This is a genomic window from Dinghuibacter sp. (assembly GCF_035492835.1).
GTDB lineage: Bacteria > Bacteroidota > Bacteroidia > Chitinophagales > Chitinophagaceae > Dinghuibacter.
In genome coordinates, this window is record NZ_DATJIY010000273.1 from 1 (window position 1) to 10,252 (window position 10,252).

Annotated in this window: 11 protein-coding genes and 1 pseudogene; 5 read left to right on the forward strand and 7 right to left on the reverse strand. The window is 60.3% G+C overall.

The genetic code is table 11. The features are described from left to right. Positions 1-916: FecR family protein (locus tag VL547_RS23780; protein ID WP_325582745.1), on the reverse strand; the 916-nt coding region annotated here is incomplete at its 3' end. 33 nt (positions 917-949) lie between these two features. Continuing rightward, positions 950-1,510 carry an RNA polymerase sigma-70 factor gene (locus VL547_RS23785; protein ID WP_325582747.1) on the reverse strand — a complete coding sequence of 187 codons (561 nt, stop codon included), beginning with the start codon at positions 1,508-1,510 and terminating at the stop codon, positions 950-952. 124 nt (positions 1,511-1,634) lie between these two features. Between VL547_RS23785 and VL547_RS23790 the strand changes: the two genes are divergently transcribed. Then, positions 1,635-1,952 (forward strand): PAS domain-containing protein, encoded by a 318-nt coding sequence (locus tag VL547_RS23790; RefSeq protein WP_325582749.1) that lies wholly within the window; start codon positions 1,635-1,637, stop codon positions 1,950-1,952. On the opposite strand, the gene VL547_RS23795 is transcribed toward VL547_RS23790, so the two are convergent. From VL547_RS23795 to VL547_RS23805, 3 genes are all read right to left on the reverse strand, one after another. After that, positions 1,944-2,270: a hypothetical protein gene (locus VL547_RS23795; RefSeq protein WP_325582751.1), complete on the reverse strand. Its 327-nt coding sequence runs from the start codon at positions 2,268-2,270 to the stop codon at positions 1,944-1,946. The two genes, VL547_RS23790 and VL547_RS23795, sit on opposite strands and share 9 nt — an antisense overlap. Then, a complete protein-coding gene (locus VL547_RS23800) occupies positions 2,267-3,622 on the reverse strand; it encodes a sigma-54 dependent transcriptional regulator (protein WP_325582753.1) in 1,356 nt (451 codons plus the stop codon). The genes VL547_RS23795 and VL547_RS23800 overlap by 4 nt, the downstream gene beginning before the upstream one ends. 97 nt (positions 3,623-3,719) lie before the next feature. Then, the gene (locus tag VL547_RS23805; RefSeq protein ID WP_325582755.1) at positions 3,720-4,652 is read right to left on the reverse strand and encodes a CAP domain-containing protein; all 933 of its coding nucleotides are present in this window, start codon (positions 4,650-4,652) and stop codon (positions 3,720-3,722) included. Between the two features lie 198 nt (positions 4,653-4,850). Here VL547_RS23805 and VL547_RS23810 point away from each other — a divergent pair, with 198 nt between their 5' ends. Then, positions 4,851-6,302 carry an ATP-binding protein gene (locus tag VL547_RS23810; RefSeq protein WP_325582757.1) on the forward strand — a complete coding sequence of 484 codons (1,452 nt, stop codon included), beginning with the start codon at positions 4,851-4,853 and terminating at the stop codon, positions 6,300-6,302. On the opposite strand, the gene VL547_RS23815 is transcribed toward VL547_RS23810, so the two are convergent. After that, positions 6,256-7,179, reverse strand: a complete 924-nt coding sequence (locus tag VL547_RS23815; RefSeq protein ID WP_325582759.1) for an AraC family transcriptional regulator — start codon at positions 7,177-7,179, stop codon at positions 6,256-6,258. The two genes, VL547_RS23810 and VL547_RS23815, sit on opposite strands and share 47 nt — an antisense overlap. A gap of 115 nt (positions 7,180-7,294) precedes the next feature. On the opposite strand from VL547_RS23815, the gene VL547_RS23820 reads away from it, so the two are divergent. The 3 genes from VL547_RS23820 to VL547_RS23830 are packed head-to-tail and all read left to right on the forward strand — an operon-like array spanning position 7,295 to position 9,963. Continuing rightward, positions 7,295-8,827, forward strand: coding sequence for an aldehyde dehydrogenase family protein (locus VL547_RS23820; protein WP_325582761.1), 1,533 nt, complete (start codon positions 7,295-7,297; stop codon positions 8,825-8,827). A gap of 3 nt (positions 8,828-8,830) precedes the next feature. Continuing rightward, positions 8,831-9,205 (forward strand): DUF779 domain-containing protein, encoded by a 375-nt coding sequence (locus VL547_RS23825; protein ID WP_325582763.1) that lies wholly within the window; start codon positions 8,831-8,833, stop codon positions 9,203-9,205. 50 nt (positions 9,206-9,255) lie between these two features. Continuing rightward, entirely contained in the window at positions 9,256-9,963 is a 708-nt protein-coding gene (locus VL547_RS23830) for a hypothetical protein (protein WP_325582765.1), read from the forward strand. Here VL547_RS23830 and VL547_RS23835 read toward each other — a convergent pair. Continuing rightward, positions 9,953-10,252, reverse strand: a pseudogene (locus VL547_RS23835) (hypothetical protein); the annotation flags it as partial. The gene VL547_RS23830 and the pseudogene VL547_RS23835 sit on opposite strands and share 11 nt — an antisense overlap.

Genomic DNA, 10,252 nt, shown 5'->3' on the forward strand with positions numbered 1-10,252 from the left:
TGCACGCCTTTAGCGTCTCGTGGGTGAACGTCACCGTTACCCCGAAGCGCAGCGCCAGGTTGCGCGCCGCCGAATCCATCGTGATGTTGTCGTAGAAAATCTCGGAGGGCTTCCAGGCCACGATCGGCCCCGTATCCACCCGCGCCTGCCGGACCGTCGACGACTCCGGTACGAAATGTATCTGCTGGTTGGCCACCAGCGTGCCCAGCGACCGGCTGTCGCGCAGCACCTGTACCTTCCCGCGCGTCACCGTTATATCGATGTTCTGCCCCGGATACGCCTTGATGTCAAAGGTCGTCCCCAGCACCCGCGTCGTCAGCTGTCCGCTGTGCACCAGGAACGGCTGTCCCGGCACCGACCGGATGTCGAAATAGCCCTCCCCGCTGAGGTATACCTCGCGGGTCCGCCCTGTAAACGCCGTCGGATAGTCGAGCCGGCTCCCGGTGTTCAGCACGACCGTGCTGCCGTCCGGCAGGTGCACGGTGTGGATCGCCGGTTTCGAGGGTGCGACGGCCACCGTCGCCGGCGCCGTTTTCGAAGCGGGCCACACCCACCACGCGCCCACGCCCAGCGCCGCCGCCGCCACAGCCGACCAAGCCACGAGACGCCCGCCACGGAGCCGTACGCCACGAAGCCGTATCCCCCCGGGCCCCGTTCCCAGGCGCCCCGCACCCCGCCCGCCGCTCAGCCTGCTCAACTCCGCATCCGACCGCTGTATATCCTCCAGCATCCGGTCCCAGTCCACGGGGTGCGCGTCGTCGCCGCTTTGCCGCCAAAGCGCGCGCATCCGCTCGTCCAGGTACAGGTCTGCCCCCTCCTGCCGGAGCAGGTGCACGAGCTCTTCCACCTCCTCCGGGGAGCAGGTCCCGGATAAGTAGCGGTCAAAAAGGAATTGTAATCGGATTGGCTGGTCCATCCCAGGCAAGACACTTGCCAGGTATCGATAGGACTAATCGAGCATAAAAAAAACCAGGATCGCCAAAATCCCCCCGTTGCGCCCGAGGTGTCCCCGGATAAACCGCAGCGCCTCCACCAGGTGGTTCTTCACCGTGCTCCGGGAGAGCTGCAGATGAACGGCGATCTCCTCGTGGTTCAACCCCTTTACCCGGCTGAGCTGGTACACCTGCCGGCGTTGCGGCGACAACAGGGCCACCGCCTCCTGGACGATGTGGTCGTAGTCGGTGGACAGGGAAAGCTCCTCCACATCGTTGGCGGACGGCCGCATCAACGACTGGAGCTCCCGAAGCAGCCGGGCGTCGGTGGCGGCTTTGCGTAAATGGTTCAGGGTCTTGTGCCGGGCGATAGTGAACAGGTACCCTTCCAGGTTGTCGACCCGACCCAGCATGTCCCGGCACAACCAAAGCTTCAGAAAAATCTCCTGCGTAATCTCTTCGGCCGTATACGCCGAATGGGCCACGGCCAGCACATACCCGTAGACCCGGTTCTTATAGGTGTCAAAAATACATTTAAACTCCTCCGCAGTCACATGGCGCTCCTGATGGCTTTGCATGGTATCAGGTTTGATGAAGCAATCGTTGGTGCTAAAGTAGGAATTTTGGCCGTTCCGACGGGTTATTTTGTTCATTCAACTCCGCCCTCCGCATACATCCGCGCCATTTTCCTAACTTGACCCGATGAAAAACACCATCATTGAAGAGACGATGTTCCCCGCGGAGGCCTGGTTCCTGACCGACCGGCAGAACCGCAGCGCGCAATTCAGTCGCCGCTGCCTGGAGATAATGGGGTTGAAGAAAACGGAGGCCGCGGGTGAAGGCTGGCTGCAGGCCGTCCATCCCGATGACAGGGAGCGTTTGGGCATGTCCGCTAATTTGCGTTTCCGCAAACCCAATGGCGCCATTGCCTGGGTCGATTTGATAAAGCTGGTGACAAAAGACGGCTATCTCTGGCTGATGTGGGAGGCCAACGCGCCGGCGGCCTGTGTGTTATTGTAGTTCCTCCCGCATTTGCCGCACGACGACCGCCATCACCGAACAGAGCCGCTCAATATTCCCGGGCAATCCAACGCCGGCCTCTATCTCCGCGATAGTCGCCGCCAGCGACCGTATCTCCAATTCCAATATCGACGGCTTGATCCGGTGCGCCAGCGCCCTCACCCGTGCCAGGTCGCCGGCAACATAGGCGGATTGGATCTCCGCCACCGCCGGTGGCACCGACTCCAAAAACAGCCCAAGGAAAAACGATACGATCCCACTGTCATTCCCATCCAACAGCTGGAGCCGGGACGCATCGTATAGACGTCCGGCCATCATGGTCTTATGATTTCCCTGGATTGAAGCATGGCGTAGACCTTTGACTTGCCGATGCCGAGGCGCTGGGCTGCCAGCAGGACGTTGTTGTCATACCGCCGCAGGAAATGCAGGATGATGTCGCGCTCGTACTCCTTTAGCGTTTTTTCCTCGTCAAGCAGCGAGGCTCCGCGACGGACTGCGCTGAACATGATACTATCCGCGGTCAGCTCGGGGCCTTCGCATAGCACGGCGGCCAGCTGCATGACCGCCTTGAGCTCGCGGACATTCCCCGGGTAGTGATAGTGCAGGAGCTTCGCGGAAGCTTCGGCGCTCAGACCTGGCAGGGCCCGGTGATTGTCCTGGCAAAATTCACCGAGGAAGTGTTTAGCCAGCAAAAGGATGTCGCTCTCGCGCTCGCGCAGCGGCGGGAGCTGGATGGGTAAACCGATCAGCCGGTAGTAAAGGTCTTCGCGAAAAGCGCCGCCGCGGACTTCGTCCATCAGGTCGCGGTTGGTGGCCACGATGAGGCGCACGTCGAGGGGGATGCGGTCTTTCCCGCCGATCCGGGTGATCTCGCGCTCCTGGAGTGCGCGGAGGAGCTTGCCCTGCTGGGCGAATTCCATTTCGCCTATTTCGTCGAGAAACAGCGTGCCGCCGTTGGCTTCTTCGAACTTACCGATTTTGCGGGCGATGGCGCCGGTGAACGCACCTTTTTCGTGGCCGAAGAGCTCGCTTTCGAGCAGGTCGCGGGGGATGGCGCCCATATTGATGGCGACGAAAGGGTGTTGCTTACGGGCGGAGTTGAAGTGGATGGCTTTGGCGACGACTTCCTTGCCCGTGCCGGTCTCCCCGGTGATCGAGACGTTGATATTGGTGTGCAGGCTACGCCTGACCAGGCTGTGCACCTGTTGCATGGCGGCGCTGTTACCCTTGAGCAGGTGAACGAGGTCGTATTGCTTGTCGAGCTCGCCCCTTAAATACAGGACTTCCAGCTCGAGGGAGCGCTGTTTGCGGAGGCGCAGTACGGCATTCCACAACAGTGGCCGGGTGTGCTCGTCCTTAACGAAGTAATCGCTGGCCCCCGCCTTGAGGACCTGGATCGCGGCCCCGACATCCTCCTGCCCGCTGACGACGATGACGGGGACCTGGGGCGCCTGACTGCGGATGCGTTTGACAAGGTCGAGGCCGTTGGCGTCCGGGAGGGAATAGTCCAGGGTGATCAGATGGGGTTGCAGGTGAAGGCGGTCGAGGCATTCCTTACCCGTTGACATCAGGTGTACTTCATGGTCGCGGTTGGCGGAAAGGTGGTGTTTAAGCAGTCCGCCATAGAAAGGCTCGTCTTCGACGATGAATATGATAAACTTATCCGGCATACGGGGAGCGCGCTGGTAAGGTACGCACGCGCTCCCGCGTATCCTAATCGCCGGAGTGCGCCGGAGAGCGCTGGAAAACGCCGGAAACCCGGCCTGGTTAGCGAACGGCCACTGCCACTATGGATACAGTATATTGATAATCCTTGGGTTGTCCCCCCACCAATACATGGGAAACATTCACCCGGAAACTGCGATCGGCGGTAAGCGTATCCGTGTTCAGGTCGTTCATGTTCCAGACGAGGGTGTTGTCTCCACAGCCCATCTCCGGGGTGAACACCGAAACACTGCGCGACTCGCCCGACGGACCGGTGACCTGGATCGTCGCCTGGCTGAAATCCGCTGCCTCCACGGAGAAAGACCAGTAAGGGAAAACGAGGGGAGACGGGATAAAACCGTTGCCCGGGTAGGCGACGAAGGGCAAAGCGGGACGGTTGCCGAAGTCCCCGATCAGCCAAAGAGCGTTGGAGAAGTCGGTATCCCCCGTGCCCGCCTTGGTCAGTGAGGGGAAAAGCACCCAGCGCCGGTGACCTACATTGGTCAACCCCGCGTCTTGCATATAGGCCGTGACGGCGTCTGGACCGGTCACTCCCAGCGCCAGGTTCGAGCGGGCGGCGGCCAGCTGCCCCATGGGGCTGAAGCAATGCCACCCCGGGTCCGGGTAATGGTTCAGCTGGTTATTGGCCTTCATCATCAACGCCGCCTGCTGCGCCTTGTCGTTGAGGGAATCGACCAGCGTCACCCCGTCGGGTAAGCCCGAGAGCCTGCGGAAATAATTGAGGCGTTGAAGCGTCAAAGCCTTGTCTTCGGCCGACGTCGTACCGGCGTCGCAATTCTCGACGTCGCCGTTCCAGGTAACGCCGTTTAGGGATGAACCCAGGTAGTTGGTGGTATAGTCGGCCAGGGCTTCGTCCCGGCTCTCATACACGGTTGTTTGGGCGTCGATGGGAGCCGAAGGAGACAGCGACGGGGTGCTTTTGGTACAGCTGATGGCAACGGTAACGGCAGCAAGGAGGCGGAGGTGCAGGTGCATACGAGGATGTTTCCTGCGCTGTTTTCACGCACCATGCCAACAGGTTAACTATTTAATATTCAATGAAATGAAAATTAGAATAATTCTAATTCGTTCCATATTCCGGAAGGAAATTCTGATTCCCGGAAGACGGGCGACTATTTTGTTCATCTTTTCCGCCGCTGCCGGCACTTGTATGGAATTTGTTAATTTAAAACAATGTCCTTCAACGTTTCCATGTCCCCCAACGTGTCGAGCGAAGCCATCCTCCAGGCAATGGATGACGTATTTCCGGTGGGCTGGTTCCTCACCGACCGGGATTACCGTTGTACTCGTTTCAGTCACCGTTGCCTGGACATATGGGGACTCGCGGAAGCCGACGCCCTCGATAAGGGATGGACGCAGGTGATCCATCGGGAAGACCGGGAGTGGCTCGGCAAAACCATTTCCTTCAGGCTTCAGAGACCCGACGGTTCCACGGCCTGGGTCGACTTTATTCCAACGGCCGTCGAAGGCGGCTATCTTTGGCTGATGTGGGACAAAACGTCCTGCAAGCAATCCGAGGAAATGTTTTTATCCAACATGAGTCATGAAATCCGAACGCCGCTCAACGGTATCATCGGCGTCACGGACCTGCTGCTGGATGAGGCGCTTTCCCCGGCGCAGCGCGGGCAGGTCGAAGGATTGCGGGTTTCGGGCCGGCAATTGTTATCGCTCGTAAATGACCTATTGGACTATGGCAAGATCATGAACGGGAACGTGCGGTTCGCGTCCGTCGATTTTTGCCTGAAGGAGGTGCTGGAAGACGTCTTGCACGCGTTCCGGTCCGAAGCGAAGGAAAGGGGGATCACGCTGACGCTCCGGCTGGACCCTTCGCTTCCCGACCGGCTGGTGGGCGATCCCACGCGCTTGTCGCAGGTGCTCCATCAGCTCGTCGGCAACGCGGTCAAGTTTACCCCGTCCGGCGCAGTGACCGTCCAATGTCAAGCCCAAACCCAGGATGCGTCGACGGTGACCATCGACTTCCGGGTACGGGATACCGGGATCGGGATAGCGCCAGCGCTCAGGGAAGCCATTTTCGAACGGTTCATCCAGGCCAGCGCCGGCACCGCGCGCCATTTCGGAGGCGCGGGGCTTGGGCTGGCTATCGCGCGCCGGTTGCTCCGGCTACAGGGCAGCGACATCGGGGTCGACAGCGAGCCGGGTAAAGGATCAACATTTACATTTTCCCTTATGCTACGCAAAAACCTTATAGGAGCGCAGGCCATGATGAGCCACGAAAACGGCCGGTTGCGCGGCTACAAAGTCCTGCTCGCCGAAGACAGCGAGATGAACCGTGCCATCGCCACGCGTTTCATGGAGACATGGTCCCTGGTGGTTATGCCGGTAGAGAACGGCGCCGAAGCCGTGAAGGAGGCGGAGCGCAACCGGTACGACCTCATTATATTGGATTTGCAAATGCCCGTGATGGACGGCTACCAGGCGGCGCGACTCTTACGGCTTGCGCATGGGAATATCCCCATCATCGCCCTGACGGCATCCGCCGAGCCCGATGTCCTGGGCTCGATTCGTGAATCGGGGATGAACGACTACGTGTCCAAGCCCTTTCACCCAAAGGAATTATTCAATAAGCTCGTGGAGTACCTGCCCGCCGGTACGCCCCCGGCGTAACCCCCTCGGATTTGCGGAACACCCGCACAAAGTAGTTCACATCGGTAAATCCGCAGCGGGCGCTGATGTCCGAAATCGAGCCCGGCGACGTGGCGAGGAGCTCCTTGGCCAAACGGATGCGCTCCCGGTTGACATAGTCGAGGGGCGTGAGCCCGAACTGCTCCTTGAACCACTTGAAGAACATGTTGCGGCTCAGGTAGGCCTTACGGCTGAGCGTATCCACGGGAATCCGTTCGGTAAGGTGCTCGTGGATATAGTGCAGCACGAAGTGGAGACGGCTTTGGTTTTCGTGCCGGCCGGCTTCGCTGGAGATCTGGTAGAGGTGCTGGCTTTGGATCAACCGGATGAGCAGCTCCTTCAGGTTAAGGTCGGCGTAGATATTCTTGGCCTTGTCGCCACAGCTGCATACGCGGACCAGCTTATTGATCAGCCCCGACACCTCGGCCTCGTTGTCGAAATGGTATTGGTTGAACCTCAACGACCATTCGGTATCCTCCCCTTTTTCGCCCCGGTAGTATCCGTCCAGGTAGTGGACGGTGTCCCGGACGTAGGCGGCGTCGACGGTGAGCGCGATACACTGGGTTGGCCGGTTGGCTTCGGCGTCCGGGAAATCGATGACCATCGTTTCTCCCGCGGGCGCGATCACGCTTTCCCCCGGCAGATAATCGAAGGCCGGGTCGCCGAAGATATGCATCACCTTCCTGCCCCGGAGCATGCTCGTGACGACGAAATCGTGAAAGGTGAGCGGCACCCGGTAGGCCTGCTGGTAGGACTCGTATATGTTCAGCTCGCAATGATCCAGGTTGAACACGCGGCGGTTCTCCACCAGGGTATCGAGGCGGTCCGAAAGCGGGAATGGGTCTGGTCTGGCTGGCATCGTTGACTAAAAGTTACGACGAAACTCCTCCAGAGGTATGATTGTGCTAAAAAAAAATACGAATTCACAGCAGTCCCGAAACCGGCCGCCCCATCTTCGCAAAAATCAATTTACAATGAGTACCTCGACGATTGCTGCACCGGCCGGCCCCGTGGCCGTCCGACCCCGATTTAAGGACCGTTATGACCACTTTATCGGTGGGGAATGGGTCGCCCCCGAATCCGGTCAATACTTCGACAATATTTCACCCATCGACGGTAAAGTTTTCACCCAGGCCGCCCGCGGAAACGCCAAGGACATCGACCGCGCGCTCGACGCCGCGCACAAAGCATTCCCCGGCTGGAGCAAAACCAGTGTAGCTCAAAGGAGTAACATCATGCTGCGGATCGCCCAGCGGATCGAAGACAACCTGGAATACCTGGCCACCGTCGAGACCATCGACAACGGCAAGGCCATCCGGGAAACCCGGGCGGCCGACCTCCCGCTCACGATCGACCACTTCCGGTATTTCGCGGGTTGTATCCGCGCCGACGAAGGCAGCGTCGCCGAGCTGGACGAGACCACGGTCAGCATGAACATCCACGAGCCGATCGGCGTCGTGGGGCAGATCATCCCCTGGAACTTCCCGCTCCTCATGGCCACCTGGAAGATGGCCCCGGCGATCGCCGCGGGCTGCTGCGTCGTGATGAAACCCGCGGAACAAACGCCTACCAGCATCATGTGTCTGATGGAGCTGATCGGGGACCTGTTGCCGCCGGGCGTCGTAAACATCGTCACCGGTTTTGGCCCGGAAGCGGGCAAGCCCCTGGCCTCCTCTCCCCGCGTCGCCAAGGTGGCTTTCACCGGCGAAACCACGACGGGCCGGCTGATCATGCAATACGCTTCCGAAAACCTGGTGCCCGTCACCATGGAGCTGGGCGGCAAAAGCCCGAACGTCTTCTTCCCCTCCGTCATGGATGAGGACGACGACTTCCTCGACAAGGCCATCGAGGGCGCCGTGCTGTTCGCCCTCAACCAGGGTGAGGTGTGTACCTGCCCGAGCCGGATGCTCGTCCACGAAAGCATCTATGACGCCTTTATGGAACGCGTGGTCCGCCGGACGCGCGCGATCAAGGTCGGCAATCCATTGGCGGACGACACTATGATGGGCGCCCAGGCCTCCGAAGACCAGTACAATAAGATACTCAGCTATATGGACATCGGCCGCCAGGAAGGCGCCCAGGCGTTGTGCGGCGGCGGCCCGCTCCACATCAACAGCGGTCTCGAGCACGGTTTCTATATCGAGCCCACCATATTCCGGGGCACCAACCGCATGCGCATCTTCCAGGAGGAAATCTTCGGACCGGTCACCTCGGTAACGACCTTCAAGACCCAAGCCGAAGCCATCGAGATGGCTAACGACACCCTCTACGGTCTTGGCGCCGGCGTCTGGACCCGCGACGCGCACGAGCTCTACCAGGTCCCCCGCGCCATACAGGCCGGCCGGGTCTGGGTGAACTGCTATCACCTCTACCCCGCGCACGCGCCCTTTGGCGGATACAAGAAATCCGGGTTTGGCCGCGAGACCCACAAGATGATGCTCAACCACTACCGTCAGACGAAGAACATGCTCATCTCTTATAACAAATCCAAACTGGGTTTCTTCTAACGTATGCTGGCCTATCCCCATATTGCCAGGGTGCTCGCTACGGATGAGGCCCTGGACCTGATCGAAAGGCTGCGGGAGATGCACGGGCCGCTCATGTTCCACCAGAGCGGGGGCTGTTGCGACGGCTCGCAACCCATGTGTTTTACGCAAGGTGAGTTCAAGACAGGGAGCAGCGACGTCCTTCTCGGGGAGGTCGATCGCTGCCCCTTCTTTATGAGCGCGGACCAGTTCGGGTACTGGAAACACACCCAGCTGATACTCGACGTCACCCCTGGACGGGGCAGCAGTTTTTCCTTGGAAATACCGCTGGGTGTACGTTTCCTGATCCGTTCACGGGTTTTTACGGAAGACGAGCTGGCGGCTCTTGCCGGCGACTGACGGGCTTTTTCCCCTTGGCCGGTATCCCAGGTCGCGGTATCTTGGCTGCCATGGCAAAACCAAACCGCCCTTCGGGTCCCGCGCCCGTCCAGGTCCCAGGCGCCCCGAGCGTCGCCGACGCCCCCATGGTCGTCTCCTTCATGGCCATCCGTAGAGGCGTCGGCCTGCTCGGCCTCCTTATGCCCATCCTGCTGGTGGCAGGTCTCGCGTTCATTTTTGGCGAAGGACGGTTGGAACCCAGCCTCAGCCATTATTTCTACACGCGCATCGGTGGCGTTTTCGTCGGTACGCTTTGCGTGGTGGCCTTCTTCCTGTATTGCTACCGTGGCTACAACCGGGCCGACCGCGTCACCTCCCGGCTGGCGGCGGTCTTCGCTTTGACGATCGCGTTCTTCCCCGCCGACCCCGCCCCGCTCTACAGCGTGGTGACCTACCAATGCGCCTACTGGGTCTGTGTCGTCCACTTCACGGCCGCGACGCTGATGTTCCTGACCTTCGCCTATATCTCCCTGTTCCTCTTTACCAAAACCGACGCCCCGTCCGCGATGACCCGCCGCAAACGCCACCGGAATATCGTCTACCGCGTATGCGGCGTCGTGATGCTCATCGCGCTGGTGGGCATCGTGCTGACCGGTCTCGTCCCCGCCGTCGCCGTGCCGCTATCGCCCTACCACCCCATTTTCTTCCTCGAAGGCATCGCCCTCTGGGCCTTCGGGCTCTCCTGGCTCGTCAAGGGACAGGGGATGCTCAAGGATTAGACAGTTTATCCATCCGGGCCTTCAGCTCCGCAATGACCGAATCCTGCGCCCGCGCATGCCGCTGCGCGTCGATGGCATAACGCGTCAGCTCCTCCACCTTCTGCAACAGCAGCTTGTTCATCTCCCCGAGGTCCTGCCCGCCCTTTTCGACCTCCGCCGCCGACGGAATCCCCGGGAGATGTCTGTGCTGCTGCGCATACGCCGCCACGCTATCCAGCGACGGCAACACATACCCCGGCGCAAACACGAAGTCCGACCACCCGGTGGTGGTCACCGTCACCTGTTTCGC